A 24170-nucleotide genomic window follows, 5' to 3' on the forward strand; every position below is an offset into this window, starting at 1 on the left:
GAGCGCGGATGCCGCCGTGAGCGCGCTAGACAGCGAGGCGGCGCCGGGAGGTCACGCGCGGATCCGTGATGTTGCTGTAAGCGGAGATCGGCGACGGCCGGCCGAAAAGATAGCCCTGGATGGCATCGGCCCCGCAGTCGCGCAGGATGTCGGCCTGGCGTTCCGTCTCCACCCCCTCGACCACGACGGGCAGGCGAAGTCCCCGGCCGAGGCCGAGGACGGCGTTGACGATGGCGAGCGATTCCGATTCCTCCGCAAGATCGCGGACGAAGCTGCGGTCGATCTTGAGTTTGTTGAACGGAAAGGCCCGCAGCGTCGCGAGCGATGAATAGCCGGTGCCGAAATCGTCGATCGAAATGCCGACGCCGAGCGCCTTGATGCGCTGCAGCGTGTCGACCGCGCGGTCGAAATTGCGGATCAGCATCGATTCGGTGACCTCGATTTCCAGCCGGTTGGCCGGAAGCCCGGTCGTATTCAGGGTTTCGGTGATCACCGAGGCGAGATCGCCCTGCTGGATCTGGATCGGCGACACATTGACCGCGACGGTGAGCGGTACCGCCCAGCGCGCGGCCTCGGCACAGGCTTCGCGCAGCACCCAGGTGCCGACCTCCTCCATCAGGCCGATGGATTCGGCGAGGCCGATGAACAGGTCGGGTGCTACGGGGCCGTGCGTCGGGCTGTTCCAGCGCAGCAGCGCCTCGAAGCCGCTGCAGAGCGACGACCGCATGCAGAACATCGGCTGATAGACCAGCGACAGTTCGCGATGCTGCAAGGCGAGGCGCAGATCCTGCTCGAGCGCGCGGCGCTTCTGCCACTCGGACTGGACCGACGCGTCGTAGAAGCCGAGGGTGTTCGGGCGTTCTTTCTTGATGACGTGCAGGGCCTGGCTGCTATGGGCGAGCAGCGCGCCCGGCGTCATGCCGTCGAAAGGGTGCAGCGCGATACCGACCGAGGCCGAAATGCCGATTTCGCGGCCATCGGCGAGGACGATGGGATCGGCGATCGTGCGCAGCAGGCGGCGGGCCAGGGTTTCGACCAGTTCGGGCTGTTCGCACCCGGCCTGGACCACCACGAACTCGTCACCGCCGATGCGGGCCACGAGATCGGACTCGCGCACCTGGCGGGCGATCCGCCCGGCGATTTCGCGCAGCACGCTGTCGGCCACCGCGTGGCCGAACAGATCGTTGATGCCCTTGAAATCGTCGATGTCGAAGGTGAGCAGGGCGACGTTTTCGCGGCGGCGGCGGGCTTCGCCCAGGATCTGGTCGAGCCGTTCGAGGAGATGGGTACGGTTGATCAGGTTGGTGAGCGGATCGTGCGAGGACATGTAGCGGATCCGCTCCAGCGCCACCTTGCGGTCGGTGATTTCCTGGCAGATGCCGCGCACGGCGACGATGGCGCCGGTGTCGTCGGTCTCGGGCCGCATGTCGATCCAGAACCAGCGCCGTGCGCCCTCCTCCGCGCCACGGATGCGGATTTCCGCCGCGGCAGCCTGGCCGGTTTCGGCCACGGTGCGGAAGGTCGCGAGGAACGCCGTCCTGTCGGTCTCGTCCATCTGTCCGGTCAGGACATCGAACAGCGGCACGAAACGATCCGGATCGGTGCCGAAGAGTTCGTGCATGTCCTCCGACCAGGAGGTGAGATGATCGTCGAGCCGAACGCGCCAGTTGCCGATCCTGGCGATTCGGTGGATGGTCCGCAGGTCTTCGAGGGCTTCGTTGGCGCAGCGGATGGAGCGGCGCGCCACGTCGAATGCCATGCCCGCCGCGAGGTTGAACCGGCGGATGGCCGGATCGTCGGCTCCCGCGTGAAGATCCCGCGCGAGATCGGCCGAGGCATGGATGAAGGTTTCGTGGAGGCGGTCGATCTCGGCCGGATCGACGCAACCCGCCTGGAGTTTCTGCCCCATCAGCGGAGCGTTCCGGGGCGGCCGGGCGAGATGCGGCCGGAGGGCGACGCCAAGCGGGGGGCGGCTTCGGGCGGTATGAGACCGCGCGCCAGGAAGCCATTGCTGGCACAATCTTCTATCGGGGCCGCAATGAAACCGATCATGAAAATCCTGGATCTCCGAACGGGCGGAATTCTGATTTCCTTATGCCTTTCAAAGATGAACAAAACGTTTCTGCAATTCATGACAAAGTGGTGTGGCACTTGACTTGCCGGCGCGACCGACCCATCGTCGTCTTATCCGAGGGGTGCGTCGACGGACGCTGAGAGCCGGGAAGCCGGCAACCCTTTGAACCTGATCCGGGTTGCGCCGGCGGAGGGACGGGATCATCCAGACCGAACCATACGCCCCAGCGTCGCCCCTGTTCCGAGGAGCGCGCCATGAACGTCCAGACCAAGCCTGCCAGTGTCACGACCGGCCCGATCGCCGGCTCGCGCAAGGTGTTTACCTCGCCCGAGGGGCGGCCCGACATCGCCGTGCCGTTCCGCGAGGTCGACCTGCACCCCAGCGCGGGGGAAGCGCCGTTCCGGCTCTATGACACGTCGGGGCCGTTCACCGACCCGCATTTCAGTCTCGATCTCGACAACGGGCTGCCGCTGGTGCGCGGCGCCTGGATCGAGCGGCGCGGATTCGATGCCGTGGCCGGCCGGGCGGTGAAGCCGGAGGATAACGGATTCGCGGCGGCGGACCGGCTGGTGCCCCCCTGCCCCGCCGGGCGGAGCGTGTTCGCCGGCAAGGACGGTGCGCTGGTGACGCAGTATGAATACGCGCGGGCCGGGATCGTCACGGAAGAGATGATCTATGTCGCGCATCGCGAAAATCTCGGCCGGGCGAAGGCCGCCGAAGGCGCGGCGGCGCGGCGGGCGGATGGCGAGCGGTTCGGCGCGGCGATCCCCGAATTCGTGACACCGGAATTCGTCCGCAGCGAAATCGCGGCGGGACGGGCGATCATTCCGGCGAACATCAACCACCCCGAGCTGGAGCCGGTGATCATCGGGCGCAATTTCCTCGTCAAGATCAACGCCAATATCGGCAACTCGGCGGTCACCTCGGGGGCCGCGGAAGAGGTCGAGAAGCTGGTCTGGGCGATTCGCTGGGGCGCGGATACGGTGATGGACCTCTCCACCGGGCGGAACATCCACAACATCCGCTCCTGGATCATGCGCAACTCGCCGGTGCCGATCGGCACCGTGCCGATCTACCAGGCGCTGGAGAAGGTCGGCGGCGATCCGGACAAGCTCGACTGGGAGGTGTTCCGCGACACGCTGATCGAGCAGGCCGAGCAGGGCGTGGATTATTTCACCATCCATGCCGGGGTGCGGCTCGCCCATGTGCCGCTGACGGCGAAGCGGGTGACCGGCATCGTCTCGCGCGGCGGGTCGATCATGGCGCGCTGGTGCCTCGCGCATCACCGCGAGAGCTTCCTCTACGAGAAGTTCGACGAGATCTGCGACATCATGCGCAAGTATGACGTGTCGTTCTCGCTGGGTGACGGGCTGCGGCCCGGCTCGATCGCCGATGCCAATGACGCGGCGCAGTTCGCCGAGCTGGAGACGCTGGGCGAGCTGACCAAGATCGCCTGGGCCAAGGGCTGCCAGGTGATGATCGAGGGCCCCGGCCATGTGCCGATGCACAAGATCAAGGAGAACATGGAAAAGCAGCTCGAGGTCTGCCACGAGGCGCCGTTCTATACGCTCGGGCCGCTGACCACCGACATCGCGCCGGGCTACGATCACATCACCTCGGCGATCGGGGCGGCGATGATCGGCTGGTTCGGCACCGCGATGCTCTGCTACGTCACGCCGAAGGAGCATCTCGGCCTGCCCAACCGCGACGATGTGAAGACCGGCGTCATCACCTACCGTCTTGCGGCGCACGCGGCGGATCTCGCCAAGGGGCATCCGGCGGCGAAGCTGCGCGACGACGCGGTGAGCCGGGCGCGCTTCGAGTTCCGCTGGGAGGACCAGTTCAATCTCGGCCTCGACCCGGACACGGCGCGCGCCTTCCACGATGAGACGATGCCCAAGGAGGCGCACAAGGTCGCGCATTTCTGCTCGATGTGCGGGCCGAAATTCTGCTCGATGAAGATCACCCAGGACATTCGCGACGAGGTGGCGCGCGAGGAAGGGCTCGCGCAGAAGGCGGCGGAGTTCCGCGATGGCGGCAGCCGCATCTATGTCGAGGATCAGGCGGCGGAGTGAAGCCATGAAGGTCGCCATCATCGGCGGCGGCATCATCGGGCTCGCCCTGGGCTGGCGCCTCGCGCAGCGCGGCGCCGAGACCACGGTGTTCGAGCGCGATGCAATCGGCCGCGGCGCCAGCTACGCCGCGGCCGGGATGCTCGCCGCGGGCTGCGAGGCGGAGCCGGGCGAACAGGCGCTCGGGGTGCTCAACCGCGAGTCGCTGGCGCTGTGGCCGGACTTCGCGGCGGAACTCGAGGCGGCCACCGGCATGGAGGTCGGGTTGCGGCGCGAGGGCACGATGCTGATCGCCCTCAACCGCGACGACGCGGCGAAGCTGCGCCACGACATGGAATTCCAGAAAAGCCAGGGCATCGAGCTCGAATGGCTGACGCCGGCCGAGGCGCGCGCGCGCGAGCCCTATCTCGCGCCGCAACTGGCCGGGGCGGTGTTTTCGCCAGACGACATACAGGTCGACAACCGCGCGGCGACGGCGGCGCTGGCCGAGGCGTTCCGCCGTGCGGGCGGGATGCTGCGCGAGCGGATGCCCGTGCGGCGGATCGAGACCGATGGCAGCCGCGCCCGGGGCGTGGTGACCGCCGAGGGGGTTCACGCGGCGGATGTGGTCATGCTGGCGGCTGGCGCCTGGTCCGCCGGGTTCGATCTGCCGGTGCCGCTGCCGCCGGTCCGCCCGATCAAGGGGCAGATGCTCTCGGTGCAGATGGACCCGGAAATCCCCCTGCTGCGCCATGTGATCTGGGCGCCGCGGGCCTATCTGGTGCCACGGCGGAGTGGCCTGCTGGTCATCGGTGCGACGGTCGAGGAACGCGGGTTCGATGGCGCAATGACGGCCGGCGGGCTTTATTCGCTGCTCGACGGCGCCTGGCGCGCCTTGCCGGGGATCGAGGAGCTCGCCGTGGTGGAAACCTGGGTCGGTTTCCGGCCCGGATCGCGCGATGACGCCCCTGTGCTCGGTCCCAGCGCCCTGCCCGGCCTGATGTTCTGCACCGGGCATCACCGCAACGGCATTCTGCTCACCCCGGTCACCGCCGCGGCGATGGCGGCGACGATCCTGGAGCAGAAGCTTGATCCGCGCATCGCCCCGTTCGGGATCGGGCGCTTCGCGCGGGTGAGGAGTGCTGCATGAATCGCGAGGAAATCCGGGTGAACGGCGCGTTCGAGCCGATTGCGGCGAGCATTGCCGCATTGCTGGAGGCGAAGGGGCTGCATGAAACCAAGGGGCTGGCGGTGGCGCTGAACGCCTCCGTGGTGCCGCGGGCGGCCTGGGCACGCACCCGGCTGATGCCGGGCGACGAGATCGAGATCGTTCGCGCGGTCGGAGGGGGCTGAGATGAGCGCATTCGAGATCGGCGGCGTTGCTCTCGGCTCGCGCCTGTTCATGGGCAGCAGCGCCTATCCGAACCAGCAGGTGCTGCTCGACGCGCTGGAGGCGGCGGATCCGTCGCTGGTCACCGTGGCGATCAGACGAATCAGCCTCGATGCCTATGGCGGCTCGCTGCTCGATGCGCTGGGCGGACGATACCGGCTGCTGCCGAATACCGCCGGCTGCTCGACCGTGCGCGATGCGGTGCTGACCGCCGAACTCGCACGCGAGGCGCTGGAGACCGACTGGATCAAGCTTGAAATCATCGGTGACCGGGAAACCCTGTATCCGGATGCCGAACTGCTGATCGAGGCGACCGGCGCGCTGGTGAAGGCGGGGTTCACCGTGCTGCCCTATTGCACGGACGATCCGATTCTCTGCCGCAAGCTGGCGGATCTCGGGGCGGCCGCCGTGATGCCGCTGGGCTCGCCGATCGGCTCGGGGCTCGGGATTGCTAACCCCTACAATATCGAGCGGATCTGCGCGCAGAGTGCGGTGCCGGTGGTGCTTGATGCCGGGATCGGCACCGCGTCGGACGCGACGCTGGCGATGGAACTCGGCTGCGACGCCGTGCTGCTCAACACCGCGATTGCCCGGGCGCATGACCCGGTGCGGATGGCGGCGGCGATGCGGGCGGCGGTGGAAGCCGGTTTCGGCGCCCGCGCGGCGGGACGGATTCCGAAACGGCTGCGGGCCGAGGCATCGAGCCCGGAACTCGGGCTGATCGGCGCCTGAGGACAAGCGCGCCGCGCGCCGCCCCGTAGCCTGTGGCGAGCTGCGGGCATGGCCTCGTGGCCGGAAACCACGGCTCACGTATTGCCAAAGGCTGATCGATCAGATCATAGTCGCTGCCTATAAAGCGAGCTTGGACACGGGGAACACAAAATGGGTCAGAGCGCCCCCTTGACAGCTGAGGAAGATATTCGGGCCGACATGGCGAAGTCCATCCTGCCGTCGGATGACAGCGAGATCGAACTCGACGCGATGATGCGAAACGCAACACTTGCGTCGCAGTTCCTGCGCTGCATTGCCAATCCGCACCGGCTGATGGTGCTTTGCCATCTCACGCATGGCGAAGCGTCGGTCGGCCAGCTTGAGCGCGAACTGGGCATCCGCCAGGCGCATCTGTCGCAGCAGCTGGCGCGGCTGCGGCAGGACGGAATGGTAACGACGCGCCGCGATTCCCGGACGATCTACTACTCGCTCGGCAGCGAGGCGGCGCGGGAGGTTGTCGCGCTGATCTACCGGCTGTTCTGCACCGCGGAGACGGGTAGCGCGGGCGGCTGCGGCTGACGCGCGGCGTCGAGCCCCCGCACGACCCAGATTCCGGCCAGCATCGCGCCCACGAACGGCGCGATGACGAGCGGATCCAGTGCCAGCGCCGTGATGGCCGGCCCCGGACACAGGCCGGCGAGCCCCCAGCCGACGCCGAAGATCGCAGCCCCGCCGGCAAGCCGCGCGGTGATGCCGCTGCGCCGGAGCACGGGAAAGCTGCCGCCGGCGAGCGGCGCGGAAAGCCGCCGGCCGAGCGCGAAGCCCAGTGCGGCGATGATCACGCCGCCGCCCATGACGAAGGCCAGGCTTGGGTCCCAATGACCGGCGAAGTTGAGGAATCCCAGCACCTTCGCGGGATCGACCATGCGGGAGAGCAGAAGCCCGGCGCCGAAGAGCAGGCCGGCGGCGAAGGCGATCAGGGGCTGGCGCATCAGACGGCTCCGAGGTCACGGGTGAGGAAGACCACGATCACGGCGATGGCCATGAAGATGAGCGTGGCGACGATCGATCGCGGCGAGACGCGGGCCAGGCCGCAGACGCCGTGGCCGGAGGTGCAGCCGCCGCCGAGCGCGGTGCCGATACCGACCAGCAGGCCGGCGCCGATCATCACCGGCAGGCCGGCGGCGACATGGATGGAGGGCGCGGCGCCGAGCGTGCGCGCGAGAAGGCCGGCCAGAAGCAGGCCGGAGATGAAGGCGAGCCGCCAGTCCCGCCCGGAGCGCTGGATCAGGTCGCCGGCGATGCCGGTGATGCCGGCAATGCGGCCGATGCCGAGCCAGAGCAGGGCAGCGGATGCGCCGATCAGCAGCCCGCCCGCGAGATCGGGCAGCGGGGTGAAGCGCGTGGGAAAGAGTGCGGGAAGCAGCATGAGGCGGGGTCCTCGCCGTCAGAGCGTGTTGAGCGGAATCTTGAGGTAGCGGCGGCCGTTCGGCGCCGGCTTCGGCAGATCGCCGCCGCTGATGTTCACCTGCAGCGACGGCAGGATCAGCACCGGGGCCGCGAGAGTCGCATCCCGCGCCTCGCGCATGGCGACGAACTGCTCCTCGCCGATGCCGGTGTTGATCTGCAGGTTCTTCGCCTTCTGTTCGCCGATCGTGCTTTCCCATTCCGGCTCGCGCCCGCCGGGCTGGTAGTCATGCGCGGTGAAGACGCGGGTTTCGTCCGGCAGGCTGTAGAGGCGGTGGACCGAGCGATACATCGCGTGCGCGTCCCCGCCCGGGAAATCGCAGCGGGCGGTGCCGTAATCGGGCTGGAACAGCGTGTCGCCCACGAAAACGGCGTCGCCCACATGGTAGGACATGCAGGCCGGTGTGTGGCCGGGCGTGTAGATCGCCTCGGCCTCGATCGTGCCGACCGCGAAGCGCTCGCCATCGTGAAACAGGTGGTTGAACTGGCTTCCATCGGTGGGAAAGTCGGGGCCGAGGTCGAAAATGTCGGCGAAATTGGCCTGGACCGGCGCGATATGATCGCCAATGCCGATCACGCCGCCGCCCAGGTTGCGCTGCAGGTAGCGCGCGGCGGAGAGATGATCGGCATGGACGTGGGTTTCGAGAATCCAGTCTATGGAGAGGCCGCGTTCACGAACTTTTGCGATCAGCGCGTCGGCGGAGGTGGTGGAAACCCGGCCGGCTTTCGGGTCGTAATCGAGCACGGAATCGATGATCGCGGCGTGCGCGGTGGCCGGGTCGACCACGATGTAGCTGATCGTGCTCGTCGCGGGATCGAAGAACGGCAAGACTTCGGGGCGCAGGCTCATCGCAGCCTCCTTGGGATATCATATTCTGGACATCGAATATGAGAAGCCGCCCGCCCCGGTCAATAGGAGGGGACCGGGGCGGTCAGCCGATCCGGTCACATCCTCGCATATAGGGCCGCAGCGCGTCCGGAACAGTGATCGAGCCGTCGGCGTTCTGGTAGTTTTCCATCACGGCGATGAGGGCGCGTCCGGTCGCAACGCCGGAGCCGTTCAGGGTGTGGACGAAATCCGGCTTCGCCGGCTTCGGGCCGGTCTGCGGCGGGCGGTAGCGGGCGTTCATGCGGCGGGCCTGAAAGGCGCGGCAGTTCGAGCAGGAGGAGATTTCGCGATAGGCCCCCTGCCCCGGCAGCCATACCTCGAGATCGTAGGTCTTGGCCGAGGAGAAGCCGGTGTCGCCGGCGCAGAGCAGCATGCGGCGATAGGGCAGGCCCAGGCGTTCCAGCACGGATTCGGCGCAGCTTGTCATCCGCTCGTGCTCGTCGGCGCTGGCCTCCGGCGTGGTGAGCGAGACGAGCTCGACCTTCCAGAACTGGTGCTGGCGCAGCATTCCGCGGGTGTCGCGCCCGGCTGAGCCGGCCTCGGAGCGGAAGGACGGGGTCAGCGCCGTCATGCGCAGCGGCAGGCTGGCGGCATCGAGGATCTCTCCGGCGGCGAGGTTGGTCAGCGGCACCTCGGCGGTGGGGATCAGCCAGCGACCGTCGGTGGTGCGGAAGAGGTCCTCGGCGAATTTGGGAAGCTGGCCGGTGCCATACATCGTCGTGTCGTTGACGAGCAGCGGCGGCGAAACCTCGGTATAGCCGTGCTCGTTCACATGCAGGTCGAGCATGAACTGGCCGAGGGCGCGCTCGAGCCGGGCGAGATCGCTGCGCAGCACGGTGAACCGGGCGCCGGCGAGCTTGGCCGCGCCGGCGAAATCCATCAGGCCGAGGGCTTCGCCAAGTTCGAAATGCTGCCTTGCCTCGAAATCGAATGAGGGCGGTGCGCCGACCCGTTTTTGCTCCACATTGGCGGTTTCGTCGGGGCCATCGGGGACGTCGGCATCGAGGACGTTGGGCAGGACGGCAAGCAGCTCGTCCAGCTTGCGTGCCGATTCGGCAAGCCAGGCGTTGGCGGTCTCGATCGACTGGCGCAGGGCCGTGCCTTCGGCTTCGAGGGCCGTGGTATCCTCGCCGGCGCGCTTGGCCTGGCCGATCGCGCGGGCGAGTTCGTTGCGGCGCGTTTCGTGGCCCTGAAGCTCGGTCTGTGCGCGGCGGCGCTCTTCATCGAGAGCGCGGATCGGTGCTGCCGCGCCCTCGTCCGCCCCTTCCGGCCCGGCAAGTCCTCGTCGGCGCATCGCAGCACCAAAGGCCGCGGCGTCGTCGCGAATGGCTTTCAGGTCATGCATTCTCGGAAACCTCGGCTTTCGGCTCGACCATCTTCACCGCGAAGATCGACAGTTCGAACAGGGCGATCAGCGGCAGCGCGAGGCCGGTCATGGTGAAGACGTCCGGCGGGGTCAGGATCGCCGCGACGATGAAGCAGCCGACATAGGCATAGCGGCGGTATTTCTTCAGCGCCGCCGCGTTGACGATGCCGACCCGGCCGAGCAGCGTCAGCAATACCGGCAGTTCGAAGCAGATGCCGAAGGCAAAGATCAGCTTCATCACCAGGTTGAGATAGTCCGAGACGCGCGGCAACACGTTGATCTGGAAATTCGCGTTGTGCGGGTTCGTCTGAAAACTCAGGAAAAACTTCCAGGCATTTGGAAATATGACATAATATGCCAGTGCGCCGCCGGCGAAGAACAGTACCGGCGTGGCGATCAGGAAGGGCAGCAGCGCGCGTTTTTCCGATCGGTAGAGGCCGGGCGCGATGAACAGCCAGATCTGCGTGGCGATGACCGGGAAGGAGATGAAGGCGGCGGCGAAGATCGCGACCTTCACATAGGTGAAGAACGCCTCGTAGAGCGCCGTGTAGACGAGTTCCGGCTTCTGCCCGCGTTCCTTGAGGATGTTGACGAGCGGCTGGGCGAGGAAGTGATAGATCGGCTGCGCGTAGTAGTACGACACGAGGAAGGCGGCGAGGAAGGCGAGGCCCGACCAGAGCAGGCGGCGGCGCAGCTCGGCCAGATGGTCGAGCAGCGGCATTTCCTTGTCGTTGATCGGGTCCGCGTCCTGCGGCGTTTCGGTCTCATCGGATGTCATGCGGCGGGCCTACCAGAGTCGCGTGCCGGGGGGAATGAAGGCGGGCACCGGTCGGGCGCGCACCGCGTCGGGCGGAATGAAAGCGGGCATATCCGGCGGGAATTCGTCATCCGCCGCCCCCTCGATCACGGTGTCGGCGGCCGAGGGAACGCCATAGGTTTCGCCCTCCGCCGGATCGAAGCTGCTGCGAATGGTGCCATCGGGGTCGACATGGCGCTCGATCGTGCTGCCGAGATCGAAATTGCGGAGATTGCGGAGATCATTGCCGATATCGGCGAGATCGGCCTCGCGCATGAGTTCCTGAACATGGCCCTGGAACTCACTGGCAAGGCCGCGCATCTTGCGCAGCGCCGCAGTCGCCGTGCGGATGGCCACCGGCAGGTCCTTGGGCCCGATGACGACGAGCGCCACCATCAATATCACGCCAATTTCTGGCCAGGAAAATCCGAGCATGTCCGTCCGCTTAAACCGGCCTCTCTGCTAGCAGTCCTGCGCCCGAGGTCAAGGATCGGCGGGGGCCGGACCGGCCGGCTCGACCAGAAGATCGCTGCGCTTGGGCAGGTCGCGCAGCGATTTGAGGCCGAACTGGACCAGGAAATGCGGCGTCGTGGCCCAGAGCGCCGGGCGGCCGGGGGCTTCGCGATGGCCGGCGGGGGTCACGAGATCGGCTTCAAGCAGTGCATCAAGCGCCGATTGCGAGAGGCTGACGCCGCGGATCTCCTCGATCTCGGCGCGGGTGACGGGCTGGTGATAGGCGATGACGGCGAGCGTCTCCATCGCCGCGCGCGGCAGGCGGCGGGGGATTTCCACGACCCGGCGCAGCGCCGGCGCGAGATCCGGGGCGGTGCGGAACATCATCCCCTGCCCCGCCTCGACCAGTTCGATTCCACCACCCTCGTGGCGGGCGCGGAGGGAGGCCAGCACCGCGTCGAGATCCTCGCCTTCGGGCAACAGGGTGGCGAGGGTGCGCATCGGCACCGGGTCGCGGCTGGCGAAGATCACCGCCTCGATCAGCCGTTCGGCGTGCGGGCGGGCACTGGGCGGTTCGGTGTCATTCATGGTCGGGTTCGGGCTCCGGGCCGGGACGGATCTGGATGGGGCCGAAAGGCAGCTCCTGGCGGAGCGCGAGCTGGCCGTCGCGGGCGAGTTCGAGCCCGGCGAGCAGCGTGCTGGAAAGGGCGGCGCGGCGGGCGAGCGGCGGTTCGGGCGAATCGGGCAGTTCGGGCGGCAGGAAGCCGGCGAGGTCGGTCCAGTCCCGCGTTGCGCCGAGCAGCCGGGTCAGGCGCTCCAACGCCTGCTGCACCGACCAGAAATTCATCGGCTTCGGCCGGTATTGCCGCTTCGCGCCGGACCGGCGGCGGGCGGCGAGATAGGCCGTCAGCAGCGAGGTGAGGTCGACGCGCAGCCGCGAGCGGTCGATCTCGGTGAAATCCTCGGGCGCGCCGCGGGGAAAGACGTCGTGGCCGAGTTGCGGCCGCGCGCCGAGCCAGGCGGCACCCTCGCGGATGGCCTCCAGCGCCTGGAGCCGGGCGGCCAGCACGTCGGCGGCGATCTCGCCCTCTTCGGCGGCGGTCTCGTCCTCGGGCAGCAGCAGGCGGGATTTCAGCCAGGCGAGCCAGGCGGCCATGACCAGCCAGTCCGCCGCGAGTTCCAGCCGCACCCGCCGCGCGCCCTCGACGATCGCGAGATATTGCTCGACGAGGGCGAGGATCGAGACATTGGCGAGATCGACCTTCTGGCTGCGGGCCAGTTCCAGCAACAGGTCGAGCGGTCCCTCGAACCCCTCGAAGCGGACGATGAAGGCTTCGACGGGTTCGGAGGGCGGCGCGGCGTCAGAATCCGGCATTGACGCCAGCAAGGTGGAGGAACCAGGCAGCGACGCGCGGCACCCAGAGGCCGAGCGCGTCCGATACCGGGTTGAAGCGGATGCCGAACTGGCCGAGCAGCGCAGGCAGGATGAAGATCACCGAAAGGATGAGCAGGATGCCGAGCCGCTCGACGCGGGCGAGCATTCTGGCGGCGGGTAGCGGCAGCAGGCCGACGGCGATCCGCCCGCCGTCGAAGGGGGGCAGCGGCAACAGGTTGAACAGGCCGAGCACGATGTTGAAGAGCAGGAAATAGAGCAGGAAATCGCCAAGGACCGGCACATTCCCGAAGCCGGCGATGGCGAAGGCGGCGGCGAGGGCGAGGACGAAATTCGACAGCGGGCCGGCGGCGGCAACGATCGCCATGCCGCGCCGCGGATCGCGGAACCCGGTCGGGTCCACCGGCACCGGCTTCGCCCAGCCGAACATGAAGTCGATCCGTCCGATCGTCAGAAGCTGGCTGGCGATGAGAAACAGCGGCAGGATCACCGTGCCGAACCGGTCGACATGGCGCAGCGGATTGAACGAGAGCCGCCCGGCGCGCTGGGCCGTGCGGTCACCCAGGGCCAGCGCGGCGTAGCCATGCGCGAGTTCATGCAACACGATCGCCGGGATCGCCGCGAGCACGCTGATCACGACCGAAAGGATGGGGTTATGGGTCATGGAATCGCCGTCTGCTTGAGGCGGGGGATCAGCGCTACGTCGAGATCGGGCACGGCTTCGAGCACCGCGCGGTTGGCCGCAGGCTCTCCGGGGCAGTAGAGGGCAAGGTCGCAGCCGGCGGCAAGGGCGCGCAGGGCGCGGGAGGCCGGCGCGCCGTCGAGCGCGCCCATCGCGAGGTCGTCGCTGACCAGGATGCCCCGGAAGCCGATCCGCCCGCGGATCACCTCCTCGATGATCCGGCGCGAGAAGGTCGCGGGATGGGCGGGGTCGAGCGCCTCGTAGAGGATATGCGCGGTCATGCCCCAGGGCAGGTCGCGATTCGCCGCGAAGGGTGCGAAATCGGTATCGAGCGCGGTTGCGGTGACGCGTGGCAGGCCGTGATGGCTGTCGAGCCCGGCGCGGCCGTGGCCGGGCATGTGCTTCATTACCGGCACGATGCCCTGGAACATCAGGCCCCAGGCGATGTCCGCCCCCAGCGCGCCGACCACGGCGGGGTCGGCGGCGATCGCCCGGTCGCCGATCACGTCATGCGCACCCGGAACCGGGACGTCGAGCACCGGGGCGGCGACGACGTCGAACCCCGCGTCGCGGGCCATCGCGCCGATCGCGGCGCCATGGGCGCGGGCGGCGTTGCGGGCGGCGTCGGGGTCCGTCGCGAACAGGGCGCCGAGATGGGCGGCGGGCGGCAGTTCGGGCCAGTGCGGCGCGCGCAGCCGGGCGACGCGGCCGCCTTCCTGGTCGACCATCAGCACCGCCTCTTTCGGTAGGCTCTCGCGCAGCGCGGCGACGAGATCGCAGAGCTGCGCCGGGTCGGCGATGTTGCGGCCGAACAGGATCACGCCCGCCGGCGGATGCTCGGCGAACAGCGCGCGTTCCTCCGGCGCGAGGGTGGGGCCGGCGATGCCGAGTATGGCGGCCTTCATGGACGGTGCCTCACTTCGGCGGGACGTAGCAGGCGACGTGGCGGGTCTTCAACCGGTCGCAGAACGCGGCGGCGGCGGCGGCGCTGGCGAAGCCGCCAAGGCGCAGCCGGTAGAAGGTCTGCCCGTTCACCGTGCCCGGCACAACGACGGGGGTGCGCCCGGCCAGCAGGTCGGGCACGCGGGCAAGCAGGATCTGCCAGGCCTCATTGGCTTTCGCCATCGAGACGAGGGCGCCGAGCTGGATGTCATGCGGTCCGGCACTCGCGGCTTGCGTGGGCGGGATGATCGTGGGCATGGCCTTGCCGACCTGCGGGTTGGGCGCGGCGGCTGCGGCCGTGGCTGGCGTCGTGGCCGGTGCCGCCGGCGCGGCCGAGGCGGAGGCGGAGGCCGATGCGCCGGATGCCGGGGCTGCTGCGGATGGCGGCAGCACGGGCGGCGGCGGCAGGGTTGTCACCGGGCCCGCACCGGGCGGTTGGGTCTGCACGGCGGCGGCTGTGGGCATCTTCGGCTTGGGCTGCGCCGAGTTCGCCTCGGCGGCGAGCTTGGAGAAATCCGGCTGGGGCGGCGGCGGTGCGAGCCGGGGCGGCCCCGAGGCCGTGGTGCCGGACATGATCTGCTCGTTAGCCCCAGGCACCTGCAGGCCGCCGGGATTGGCGGGTGCCGTGCGCATCGGCCCTGGCGGCGGCTTGATCACCGGCGGCGGACCGAGGCGCGGATGCACACCGCCCCAGATCAGCGCGACAAGGACGATCGCCCCCGCGAACCCGCCGGCGATGAGCGCGATCCGGCGCATTTCCGGATCGAACCCGCGCGTGGGCGGACGCCGCACGGCATAGGGCGGAATGTCGATCTCGTCGTCGTAATCCTGTCGGTCCATCATCTCTCCGGGCAGCCGGCGCCGCTCAGCGCATCTCCTCGACCGGGGCGACCCCCATCACCGCGAGGCCGGAGCGGATGACCACCGCGGTCGCCGCCACCAGCGCGAGCCGCGCCCGGCTGGCCTCGACGGCATCGGCCTGGATGAACCGCAGCGTGGCATCGGCGCGGCCGGCATTCCACAGCGCATGGAAGTCGCCCGCCAGATCATACAGGAAAAATCCGATTCGGTGCGGCTCGCGCGCCTGGGCGGCGGATTCGACGAGGCGTGGCCAGGCGGCGAGGCGGCGGACCAGCGCCAGTTCCTCGGGCGCGGTCAGGCTGGCGAGCGCGGCCTCCGCGAGGGCGGCATCGACGGTGTCGCCGAGTTCGGGCATCTCGGCCGCGGCGCGCAGCACCGAGCGGCAGCGGGCATGGGCATACTGCACGTAGAAGACCGGGTTTTCCCGTGTCTGCGCCACCGCGGCATCGAGGTCGAACTCCATCTGCGCGTCGGACTTGCGCATCAGCATGATGAAGCGGACGACATCCGGCCCGACCGCGTCGATGAGGTCGCGCAGCTCGATATAGGTGCCGGCGCGTTTCGACATGCGCATCGGCGTGCCGTCCTTCATCACGCGGACGATCTGGCACAGCACGATGTCGAGCGTGGCGTCGCGCCCGGCGGCGAGCGCCTTCACCGCCGCCTGCATCCGCTTGACGTAGCCGCCATGATCGGCGCCCCAGACATCGATCATCGTGTCGAAGCCGCGGGCCATCTTGTCGGCGTGGTTGGCGATGTCGTTGAAGAAATATGTGTTCGAGCCGTCCGACTTGCGAACCGGGCGGTCGACATCGTCGCCGAAGCCGGTGGCGCGGAACAGCGTCTGCTCGCGCGGTTCCCAGTCCTCAGGCGTCTTGCCCTTGGGCGGCTCCAGCACGCCCTCGTAGAGCAGGTCCTGGCCGCGCAGGATCGCCTCGGCGCGCTCGACGCCGCCCGCGGCGATCAGCGCCGCCTCGCTGGTGAAGACGTCCTGGCGGACGTTGAGGGCGGCGAGATCCTCGCGGATCAGCGCCATCATCGACTCAATCGCGTGGCGGCGGACCGTGTCGAGCCAGGCCTCGGCGGGGGCGATGGACAGGCCGGGGCCCGCGAGCGCGTCGCCATGGGCGGCGACCAGCGCCTCGGCCACCGGGATCAGGTAATCACCCGGATATTGCAGGCCGGTCGGCGTGGCCGCCGCGAAATCGTGCTCGGTGAGCTGCGTGCCGAGGGCCTGCAAATAGCGCCAGTAGACCGACCAGGCGAGTGCGGTGACCTGCGCGCCGGCATCATTGATGTAGTATTCGCGGGTCACGTCATACCCGGCCTTGGCCAGCAGCGAGGCCAGCGCGTCGCCCACCACGGCGCCGCGGCAATGGCCGACGGTGAGCGGGCCGGTCGGGTTGGCGGAGACGTATTCGACATTGACCCGCCGCCCCTGCCCCATCGCGCTCGCGCCGAAGGCTTCGCCGGCGCGCAGGATGGCGGCGATCTCGGCGTGCCAGACCGGATCGGTCAAAGTGAGGTTGACGAAGCCCGGCCCGGCCGGCTCGGCCTTCGCGATATCCGGCAGGGCCGAAAGTGCTGCGGCGAGGGCGGTGGCGATCTCGCGCGGCGGACGGCCGAGCGGCTTGGCGGCGATCAGCGCGGCATTGGTCGCCATGTCGCCATGCGCTGCCTCTCGTGTCGGCGATACCTCGATCCGCGCCTGCACTTCCGCATCGAGGGCCGGGAACAGGCGCGCCATTTCGGCGAGGATCAGCCGGCGCAGGGCATTGAAGATGTTGTGGGACATGCGGAAACCTCAGGCGGGAGAATGGGGGTCGGTCAGGCGGCGATGCTCGTCGAGCGCGGCGCGGTCGGTCATGCCGGCGATATAGTCGCGCACCGCCTCGGCCGCCGTCATGCTGCGCGGCGCGCCGGCGGCGTTGCGCCAGTCATCGGGCAGCAGGTCCGGCCGGGCGAGCAGCAGGCGGGCCATGTCGCGCACCACGAGCTCGACCTTGTGGGTCATGCGGTTGACGCGCCATTGGCGATACATCCGCGCGTAGAGGAAGCGGCGGATTTCGGCATTCTCCGCGGCAAGCTCCGGCGCGAAGCCGATCACCGCGTCCGGGCAGGCGCGCACCGCATCGGAATCGGCGGGCGCGAGGGCAGCCAGCCGGCGGCGGCTCTCGGCCAGCGCGCCGCTGACCAGTACGCCGATCATCTGCCGCACGGCATGGGCGCGGATGCGGACCGGATCGGCCGTCAGAGCGCGAGCCTCCGCCAGGGTGGCACCGATGATCGGCACGGCGGCGAGATCGTCCGGCGTGAACAGGCCGGCGCGCAGCCCGTCGTCGATGTCGTGGGCATGATAGGCGATGTCGTCCGCAAGGGCGGCGACCTGCGCCTCGGCCGAGGCCTGGCGGGCGAGATCGAGCGGATAGGCGGCATCGAAGGCGGCGATATAGGCGGGTGGCGCGGTCAGCGGGCCGTTATGCTTGGCCAGCCCCTCCAGCGATTCCCAGGTGAGGTTCAGCCCGTCGAACCCGGCATAGCGGCGTTCCAGCAGGGTGACGGTGCGCAGGCTCTGGGCGTTGTGGTCGAAGCCGCCATGCTCGCCGAGCGCATCGTTCAGCCCGGCCTCGCCGGCATGGCCGAAGGGCGGGTGGCCGAGATCGTGCGCGAGGGCGAGGGTTTCGGTCAAATCCTCGTCGAGCCCGAGGCCACGGGCGATGCTGCGGGCGATCTGCGCCACTTCGAGGCTGTGGGTCAGCCGGGTGCGGTAGAAGTCGCCCTCGTGGATCACGAAGACCTGGGTCTTGTATTGCAATGTGCGGAAGGCGGCCGAATGGAGCACACGGTCGCGGTCGCGCGCGAAGGGGGAACGGGTCGCGCTTTCGGGCTCGGGATGCTGGCGGCCGCGCGAGGCCTCGGCGCGGGCAGCGTAGGGGGCGAGTGACATGGCCCCGGCTTACTAGGAGAGCGCAGGCTTGTCCAAGCGACGCTGGCGATCCGGCGGATGAGCGCTTATATTCAGCGGCATGAGCGAGACGATGGACCGGTTCCGGATCAGTGAGGCGGCGGCGGCGCGGATCGCCGCCATCGTGGCGGCGGAAAGCCCCGACGCGGCCCTGCGGGTCGAGGTTCTGGCGGGCGGCTGCAACGGGTTTCAATACAGGTTCGACCTCACCCGCGAGATGGCGGCCGATGACGTGGTGTTCGAGCGTGGCGGCGCGAAAGTGGTCGTCGATCCTGCGAGCCTCGACCTGCTGGACGGCGCCGAACTCGATTTCAAGGACACGCTGATGGGTGCCTATTTCGCCGTGGGCAACCCGAACGCGACCTCGTCCTGCGGCTGCGGCTCGTCCTTCTCGGTCGACTGAGCGCGGCGTGCGAATCGCGACCTGGAACGTCAATTCGGCACGCACGCGGGCTGGGCTGATCGCGGATTTTCTCAAGCGCGAGCAGCCCGATCTGCTGCTGCTGCAGGAAATCAAGTGCGAGACTCAGCAGTTTCCGGCTGCCGCCTTCGAGGCGGAGGGATACCGCGCCGAGGTCGTCGGGCAGAAGGCGTATAACGGCGTCGCGGTGCTCTCGCGCGGGGCGGTGACGGTGACCCACCGGCGCCTGCCCGGCGAGGAGGAAGACGCGGCGGCGCGGTTCATCGAGATCGAGGCCGGCGGCCTGCTGGTTGGCAATCTCTACCTGCCGAACGGCAATTCCGGCGGCGGCGACGGCTTCGCGGCCAAGCTCGACTGGATGGAGAAGCTGCGCCGGCATGCCGCCTCGCTGCTGGAGCATGACCGCGACTTCATCCTGGCCGGTGATTACAATGTCTGCCCCACCGATGCGGATCTGGCCAAAGGCGCGCTGCCGGCGGATGACGCGCTGGTGCGGCCGGAAAGCCGGGCGGCGTTCCGCGCGCTGATCTGGCTCGGCCTGACCGATGCGCTGAGGGCGCTCCATCCGGATGAAACGCTCTATACGTTCTGGGACTATCAGGCCGGCGCCTGGCAGCGCGACCGGGGGCTGCGGATCGACCATGCGTTGCTCTCGCCGCGCGTGGCGGAGCGGCTCGACACGGTGCGCGTCGCACGCGAGGAGCGGGACAAGCCGCAGCCTTCCGACCATGTGCCGGTGATTGTTTCGCTCCGCGATTAGAGCACGTTCCGATCCATCCGGATCGGATGTCGTGCTCTATCTTGTTGATTATCAGAGCATCTTTATCCGATCAGATGACTCCATCTGATCGGATGTTGCTCTAGGCGGCGAGGCTTCGGGCAACGGCCTCGGCGGCGCGGATGCCATCGACCCCCGCCGAGAGAATGCCACCGGCATAGCCCGCACCCTCGCCGGCGGGGAACAGGCCGCGCGTGTTCAGGCTCTGCCCATCCGCCCCGCGGGTGATGCGGATCGGTGCCGAGGTGCGGGTTTCGATACCTGTCAGCACCGCATCCTCGCGATCGAAGCCCTTGATTTTCTGCCCGAATGCCGGCAGTGCCTCGCGGATCGCCTCGATGGCGTAGTCCGGGAGTGACTGCGAGAGATCGGTGAGGGTGACGCCGGGGCGGTAGGACGGGATCACGGCGCCGAAATCCGTCGAGGCGCGGCCGGCGAGAAAATCACCGACCAGTTGTCCGGGCGCGTTGTAGTTCGACCCGCCCGCCACATAGGCCGCTTCTTCGAGGCGGCGCTGCAGTTCGACGCCGGCCAGAACGTCGCCCGGAAAATCCTCCGGCGATATCCCGACCACGATCCCGGCATTGGCATTGCGCTCGTTGCGCGAATACTGGCTCATGCCGTTGGTGACCACGCGGCCCGGCTCGGACGTGGCGGCGACCACGGTGCCGCCGGGGCACATGCAGAAGCTGTAGGCGCTGCGGCCGTTCCGCGCGTGATGCACCAGCTTGTAGTCGGCGGCGCCGAGCAGCTTGTGGCCGGCATGATCGCCGTAGCGGGCGCGATCGATCATCGATTGCGGATGCTCGATGCGGAACCCGATGGCGAAGGGCTTCTTGTCGAGATGCACGCCGCGGTCGCGCAGCATGGTGAAGGTGTCGCGAGAGGAATGGCCGATGGCGAGAATGACGTGGTCGGTCTCTATCGTCTCGCCGGAGTCCAGCACCACGCCGCGGACCTGCCGGGCTGCGCCGGTGGTGTCGATGGCAAGGTCGGTCACCCTGGCGCCGAAGCGGTATTCCCCGCCGAGCCGCTCGATCGTCGCGCGCATGGTCTCGACCATGCCGACGAGGCGGAAGGTGCCGATATGCGGATGCGCGACGTAGAAGATTTCCTCCGGCGCACCGGCAGCGACGAATTCGGTCAGCACCTTGCGGCCGAGATGGTTGGGATCGCTGATCTGGCTGTAGAGCTTGCCGTCGGAGAACGTCCCTGCCCCGCCCTCGCCGAACTGGACGTTGGATTCGGGCGTCAGCACGCCGCGCCGCCAGAGCGCCCAGGTATCCTTCGTGCGCTCGCGCACCACCTTGCCGCGTTCCAGGATCAGCGGGCGCAGCCCTGCCTGGGCGAGGATGAGGGCGGCGAAGAGGCCGCAGGGGCCGGTGCCGACGACGACGGGCCGGCGCGCCGGCGGAGGGGAGTCCGGAAACCGGTAGGTCATGTCCGGCGTCGGGCCGACATGGCGGCTCGCAGCATGGCGGGCGAGAAGCCCCGCCTCGTCCTCCGCCTCGACATCGATCGTGTAGGTGAGGACGATCGCGGCCTTGCGGCGGGCATCGACGGCGCGGCGGAAGACGGTGAAGCCGCGCAGCGCGGCCTCGCCAATGCCGAGGCGGGCGAGCACCGCATCGCGCAGGGCGTCGGGGGTGTGGTCGAGCGGCAGGCGGATTTCGGTCAGGCGGATCATGGCGGCGCTCTCATACCCCGATCGGCGCTCGCTTGCCATGCGATCCGCGATTGGCCACAAGGCGCGCATGGCTCCTCCCCTGCTCAACCTGCAAGACATAAGGCTCTCGCTCGGCGGCGCGCCGCTGCTCGACGGGGCGGAAATCGGCATTGCCGCGGGCGAGCGGATCTGCCTCGTCGGGCGGAACGGATCGGGCAAGTCCACCCTGCTGAAGATCGCGGCGGGGCTCGCCGAGGCCGATTCCGGCACGCGGTTCCTGCAGCCTGGCGCCACCCTGCGCTACCTGCCGCAGGAGCCGGACCTCACCCGCTTCCCGACCGTGCTCGATTACGTGTTCGACGGTCTCGATCCGGAAGTGGACGGGCACCGCGCCCGCGCCTGCCTCGACCGGCTTGGGCTGACCGGCGCCGAGAGTACCGCCCGCCTCTCCGGCGGCGAGGCGCGGCGGGCCGCGCTGGCCAAGGTGCTGGCGCCGGAGCCCGATGTGCTGCTGCTCGACGAGCCGACGAACCATCTCGACCTGCCGGCGATCGAATGGCTGGAGGCCGAGTTGAAGGCCTCGCGCGCCGGCATCGTGTTGATCAGCCATGACCGGCGGCTGCTGGAGACGGTGACGCGCAGCATCGTCTGGCTCGATCGCGGCCGCACCAGCCGGATCGATCGCGGCTTCTCGCATTTCGAGGCCTGGCGCGACGAGGTGTTCGAACAGGAGGAGCGTGACGCGCAGAAGCTCTCCCGCGCCATCGCGCGGGAGGAGGACTGGATGCGCTACGGCGTGACGGCGCGGCGCAAGCGCAATGTCCGCCGTGTTGCCGAACTCGCCGCCCTGCGCGCGCGCAAGCGCGAGGAGCGACGCGAGGCGCGGGAGATGAACGTGACGACAAGTGCCGCCGCACTATCCGGCAAGATCGTCGTCGATGCCGAGCACGTCTCGAAAACATTCGGCGAGCGCTGCGTGATCCGCGACCTGACGCTGCGGGTACTGCGTGGCGACCGGCTTGGCATCGTCGGGCCGAACGGTGCCGGCAAGACCACCCTGCTGCGGCTGCTGACCGGGCAGATCGAGCCGGACTCAGGCACGATCACCCAGGGCACCAACCTTGCCGTGGCGACCCTCGATCAGCAGCGCGCAGCCCTCGACCCGGCCCGCACCCTCGCCGACACGCTGACCGGCGGGGGAAGCGACATGGTCGAGGTCGGCGGGCAGTTTCGCCATGTCGTCGGCTACATGAAGGATTTCCTGTTCCGCCCCGAACAGGCGCGCACGCCGGTCGGCACGCTGTCGGGCGGCGAGCGTGGCCGGCTGCTGCTGGCCTGCGCGATGGCACGGCCGTCGAACCTGCTGATCCTCGACGAACCAACCAACGATCTCGATCTCGAAACGCTCGACATCCTGCAGGATATGCTGTCGGACTATGCCGGCACGGTGCTGCTGGTCAGCCATGACCGCGACTTTCTCGACCGCGTCGCGACCTCCACGCTCGCGGCGGAGGGCGACGGGCGGTGGGTGGAGTATGCCGGCGGCTATGCGGACATGCTGGCCCAGCGCGGCCCGCGTGAAACGCGCGAGGCAGGGCCGCGCAAGCCGGCCGCGCCGCCGCCGAAACCCAAGGCCGCGGCCTCGGCGTTTTCCTTCCGCGACCGTCACCGGCTCAAGGAACTCGAAAGCGAGATGGAAACGCTTCAGGCCGGCATCGCCCGGCACGAGGCCCGCCTCGCCGACCCCGATTTCTTCACCCGCGACGCCGATGGGTTCCGCAAGGCCAGTGAAACGGTAGGCGGACTCCAGGAGCGGCTCGCCGCGCTCGAGGCCGAATGGCTCGACCTCGAACTCAGGCGCGAGACGGCGGATGAGGGGAAAACCTCATCGTGATGCTGCGCGCGATGACCAGCACGATGATGACGACGACCAGCGTGATGATGTCTTCCGCCGAGAATTTCTGGCCGTAGAGCTTGATCAGCACCTCACGGAGGGAAAAGACGATCGTCACGTCGAGCAGCGTCGACAGCCGGATGCGCCTCGTGCGGGCATAATCCATGAAGGTGTTGAACAGCTCGATGAGGATGACGACGTCGAGAATCTGCTCCACCAGCACCCGCAGGGTGAAGGTGTCCATCGTCTGTGGCCGGAAATCCGGAAAGAGATGGATCGTGCTGGCAACCGCCTCGAGAAAGGCGAAGGCGAGGGCGACGAGCATCAGCGGGATGACGCCGAGGATCACCGCGTCCACCGCGATGTCGTAGCCGCGGAAGACGAGGCCGCGCCAGCGTCCGCGCGGCCTCTCGGTTCCGTCAGACGCCACGGGCCGCCATCGTCGCGACGATTTCGTCAACCGCCTCGCCGGCTTCGGGAATCACTCGGCCCATCGTCAGGAAGCCGTGGATCTGCCCCGGAAAGCGCCGCAGTGTGACCGCAACGCCGCGTTCCGCGAGCCGCCGCGCATAGGCCTCGCCCTCGTCGCGCAGCGGATCGAAGCCGGCGGTGATGACCAGGGCCGGCGGCAGCCCGTCATGCCGCGCAGCGCGCATCGGCGAGGCGCGCCAGTCCGCCTTGTCATCCGCCGAGCGCAGGTAGTGGGCGCGGAAATAGGTCATCATCGACTTCGTCAGCATGTAGTTCTCGGCGAAGGCCTCGTGACTTTCGGTCGAGCCGAGCATGTCGGTCGAGGGATAGACCAGCGCCTGCATCGCGATGGCGGGGCCGGCATTGTCGCGCGCATCGATCGCGACGACGGCGGCGAGGTTGCCGCCCGCGCTGTCGCCGCCGACGGCGAGGCGCTTCGCATCGATGCCGAGTTCATCGGCGTGCTTGGCGACCCAGGCGGTGGCGTCGATCGCATCCTCGACGGCGGCGGGGAATTTGTGCTCGGGGCCGAGCCGGTAATCGACGGAAATCACCACTGCGCGGCTGCGCTGCGCGATCTGCCGGCAGACGACATCATGCGTGTCGCGATCACCGATCACCCAGCCACCACCATGGAAATAGACGAGACAGCCGCGCGCCGCTTCATCATCCCCATCGCGATAAAGGCGAAGCGGAATGGCGCCGTTGCGGCCCTGGGCGTCAAGATCGCCCACATGCGTGATCGCTGGCGGCTGCGGCGAAAGGGCGCCGCGCGCCTGCAGATAACCGATCCGCGCTTCGGCCGGGCTCAGCTGGTCGGCCGGCGGGCGGCCCGCGGCACGGATGAGTTCAAGCGCTGTGGCGGCGCTACTGTCGAGTTCTGCCATCGACGGAGTCTCC

At 68.6% G+C, this 24170-nt stretch carries 25 protein-coding genes and 1 riboswitch; of the genes, 8 read left to right on the forward strand and 17 right to left on the reverse strand.

Annotated features, from left to right (window positions below; translation table 11 throughout):
• Window positions 1–25: 25 nt before the first annotated feature.
• Window positions 26–1909, reverse strand: coding sequence for a putative bifunctional diguanylate cyclase/phosphodiesterase (locus ACMV_RS04565; protein ID WP_007421393.1), 1884 nt, complete (start codon window positions 1907–1909; stop codon window positions 26–28).
• A 272-nt stretch (window positions 1910–2181) separates the two neighbouring features.
• A riboswitch (TPP riboswitch) is annotated at window positions 2182–2286 on the forward strand.
• Between the two features lie 42 nt (window positions 2287–2328).
• Between ACMV_RS04565 and thiC the strand changes: the two genes are divergently transcribed.
• The 5 genes from thiC (at window position 2329) to ACMV_RS04590 (ending at window position 6805) form a co-directional block, all read left to right on the forward strand.
• Window positions 2329–4149, forward strand: coding sequence for a phosphomethylpyrimidine synthase ThiC (gene thiC / locus ACMV_RS04570; RefSeq protein ID WP_007421392.1), 1821 nt, complete (start codon window positions 2329–2331; stop codon window positions 4147–4149).
• A 4-nt stretch (window positions 4150–4153) separates the two neighbouring features.
• The gene (gene thiO / locus ACMV_RS04575) at window positions 4154–5275 is read left to right on the forward strand and encodes a glycine oxidase ThiO (protein ID WP_013639689.1); all 1122 of its coding nucleotides are present in this window, start codon (window positions 4154–4156) and stop codon (window positions 5273–5275) included.
• Window positions 5272–5478, forward strand: coding sequence for a sulfur carrier protein ThiS (thiS, locus tag ACMV_RS04580; protein WP_007421390.1), 207 nt, complete (start codon window positions 5272–5274; stop codon window positions 5476–5478). The genes thiO and thiS overlap by 4 nt, the downstream gene beginning before the upstream one ends.
• A gap of 1 nt (window position 5479) precedes the next feature.
• Window positions 5480–6247: a thiazole synthase gene (gene thiG, locus ACMV_RS04585; RefSeq protein WP_007421389.1), complete on the forward strand. Its 768-nt coding sequence runs from the start codon at window positions 5480–5482 to the stop codon at window positions 6245–6247.
• Window positions 6248–6445: 198 nt separating this feature from the next.
• The gene (locus tag ACMV_RS04590; protein WP_231295369.1) at window positions 6446–6805 is read left to right on the forward strand and encodes an ArsR/SmtB family transcription factor; all 360 of its coding nucleotides are present in this window, start codon (window positions 6446–6448) and stop codon (window positions 6803–6805) included.
• Here ACMV_RS04590 and ACMV_RS04595 read toward each other — a convergent pair.
• The 13 genes from ACMV_RS04595 to ACMV_RS04655 form a co-directional block, all read right to left on the reverse strand.
• Window positions 6754–7218 carry a DUF6691 family protein gene (locus ACMV_RS04595; RefSeq protein WP_007421388.1) on the reverse strand — a complete coding sequence of 155 codons (465 nt, stop codon included), beginning with the start codon at window positions 7216–7218 and terminating at the stop codon, window positions 6754–6756. The two genes, ACMV_RS04590 and ACMV_RS04595, sit on opposite strands and share 52 nt — an antisense overlap.
• Window positions 7218–7655, reverse strand: coding sequence for a YeeE/YedE family protein (locus ACMV_RS04600; protein WP_013639690.1), 438 nt, complete (start codon window positions 7653–7655; stop codon window positions 7218–7220). The genes ACMV_RS04595 and ACMV_RS04600 overlap by 1 nt, the downstream gene beginning before the upstream one ends.
• Before the next feature lie 18 nt (window positions 7656–7673).
• Window positions 7674–8543 carry an MBL fold metallo-hydrolase gene (locus tag ACMV_RS04605; protein ID WP_013639691.1) on the reverse strand — a complete coding sequence of 290 codons (870 nt, stop codon included), beginning with the start codon at window positions 8541–8543 and terminating at the stop codon, window positions 7674–7676.
• An 82-nt stretch (window positions 8544–8625) separates the two neighbouring features.
• Entirely contained in the window at window positions 8626–9927 is a 1302-nt protein-coding gene (serS, locus tag ACMV_RS04610; protein ID WP_013639692.1) for a serine--tRNA ligase, read from the reverse strand.
• The gene (tatC, locus tag ACMV_RS04615; RefSeq protein WP_007421384.1) at window positions 9920–10726 is read right to left on the reverse strand and encodes a twin-arginine translocase subunit TatC; all 807 of its coding nucleotides are present in this window, start codon (window positions 10724–10726) and stop codon (window positions 9920–9922) included. Before tatC ends, serS begins: the two co-directional genes overlap by 8 nt.
• Window positions 10727–10735: 9 nt before the next feature.
• Window positions 10736–11179 (reverse strand): Sec-independent protein translocase protein TatB, encoded by a 444-nt coding sequence (gene tatB / locus ACMV_RS04620; protein ID WP_007421383.1) that lies wholly within the window; start codon window positions 11177–11179, stop codon window positions 10736–10738.
• Between the two features lie 48 nt (window positions 11180–11227).
• Entirely contained in the window at window positions 11228–11785 is a 558-nt protein-coding gene (scpB, locus tag ACMV_RS04625) for an SMC-Scp complex subunit ScpB (protein WP_007421382.1), read from the reverse strand.
• The gene (locus ACMV_RS04630; RefSeq protein ID WP_013639693.1) at window positions 11778–12572 is read right to left on the reverse strand and encodes a segregation and condensation protein A; all 795 of its coding nucleotides are present in this window, start codon (window positions 12570–12572) and stop codon (window positions 11778–11780) included. Before ACMV_RS04630 ends, scpB begins: the two co-directional genes overlap by 8 nt.
• Complete coding sequence (locus ACMV_RS04635; RefSeq protein ID WP_007421380.1) at window positions 12559–13254, reverse strand: site-2 protease family protein; 696 nt, start codon at window positions 13252–13254, stop codon at window positions 12559–12561. The genes ACMV_RS04630 and ACMV_RS04635 overlap by 14 nt, the downstream gene beginning before the upstream one ends.
• A complete protein-coding gene (gene nagZ / locus ACMV_RS04640) occupies window positions 13251–14177 on the reverse strand; it encodes a beta-N-acetylhexosaminidase (RefSeq protein WP_013639694.1) in 927 nt (308 codons plus the stop codon). Before nagZ ends, ACMV_RS04635 begins: the two co-directional genes overlap by 4 nt.
• A gap of 10 nt (window positions 14178–14187) precedes the next feature.
• Entirely contained in the window at window positions 14188–15054 is an 867-nt protein-coding gene (locus ACMV_RS04645) for an SPOR domain-containing protein (RefSeq protein ID WP_148360933.1), read from the reverse strand.
• Window positions 15055–15079: 25 nt separating this feature from the next.
• Complete coding sequence (locus tag ACMV_RS04650) at window positions 15080–16870, reverse strand: arginine--tRNA ligase (protein ID WP_013639696.1); 1791 nt, start codon at window positions 16868–16870, stop codon at window positions 15080–15082.
• Window positions 16871–16879: 9 nt separating this feature from the next.
• The gene (locus ACMV_RS04655; protein WP_007422648.1) at window positions 16880–18022 is read right to left on the reverse strand and encodes a deoxyguanosinetriphosphate triphosphohydrolase; all 1143 of its coding nucleotides are present in this window, start codon (window positions 18020–18022) and stop codon (window positions 16880–16882) included.
• Window positions 18023–18101: 79 nt separating this feature from the next.
• On the opposite strand from ACMV_RS04655, the gene ACMV_RS04660 reads away from it, so the two are divergent.
• Together ACMV_RS04660 and ACMV_RS04665 are read left to right on the forward strand one after the other, a co-directional pair.
• Window positions 18102–18443 carry a HesB/IscA family protein gene (locus ACMV_RS04660; protein WP_013639697.1) on the forward strand — a complete coding sequence of 114 codons (342 nt, stop codon included), beginning with the start codon at window positions 18102–18104 and terminating at the stop codon, window positions 18441–18443.
• A 7-nt stretch (window positions 18444–18450) separates the two neighbouring features.
• Entirely contained in the window at window positions 18451–19221 is a 771-nt protein-coding gene (locus ACMV_RS04665; protein ID WP_007422650.1) for an exodeoxyribonuclease III, read from the forward strand.
• 100 nt (window positions 19222–19321) lie between these two features.
• On the opposite strand, the gene ACMV_RS04670 is transcribed toward ACMV_RS04665, so the two are convergent.
• The gene (locus ACMV_RS04670; RefSeq protein WP_013639698.1) at window positions 19322–20926 is read right to left on the reverse strand and encodes an NAD(P)/FAD-dependent oxidoreductase; all 1605 of its coding nucleotides are present in this window, start codon (window positions 20924–20926) and stop codon (window positions 19322–19324) included.
• 67 nt (window positions 20927–20993) lie between these two features.
• On the opposite strand from ACMV_RS04670, the gene ACMV_RS04675 reads away from it, so the two are divergent.
• A complete protein-coding gene (locus tag ACMV_RS04675; RefSeq protein WP_041665238.1) occupies window positions 20994–22799 on the forward strand; it encodes an ABC-F family ATP-binding cassette domain-containing protein in 1806 nt (601 codons plus the stop codon).
• Here the strand turns inward: ACMV_RS04675 and ACMV_RS04680 are convergent.
• Window positions 22759–23229, reverse strand: a complete 471-nt coding sequence (locus ACMV_RS04680; RefSeq protein WP_007422393.1) for a phosphate-starvation-inducible PsiE family protein — start codon at window positions 23227–23229, stop codon at window positions 22759–22761. The two genes, ACMV_RS04675 and ACMV_RS04680, sit on opposite strands and share 41 nt — an antisense overlap.
• Window positions 23219–24157, reverse strand: coding sequence for an alpha/beta hydrolase (locus ACMV_RS04685; RefSeq protein ID WP_013639700.1), 939 nt, complete (start codon window positions 24155–24157; stop codon window positions 23219–23221). The genes ACMV_RS04680 and ACMV_RS04685 overlap by 11 nt, the downstream gene beginning before the upstream one ends.
• Between the last annotated feature and the right edge of the window lie 13 nt (window positions 24158–24170).

The sequence above is a fragment of the Acidiphilium multivorum AIU301 genome, assembly GCF_000202835.1.
GTDB lineage: Bacteria > Pseudomonadota > Alphaproteobacteria > Acetobacterales > Acetobacteraceae > Acidiphilium > Acidiphilium multivorum.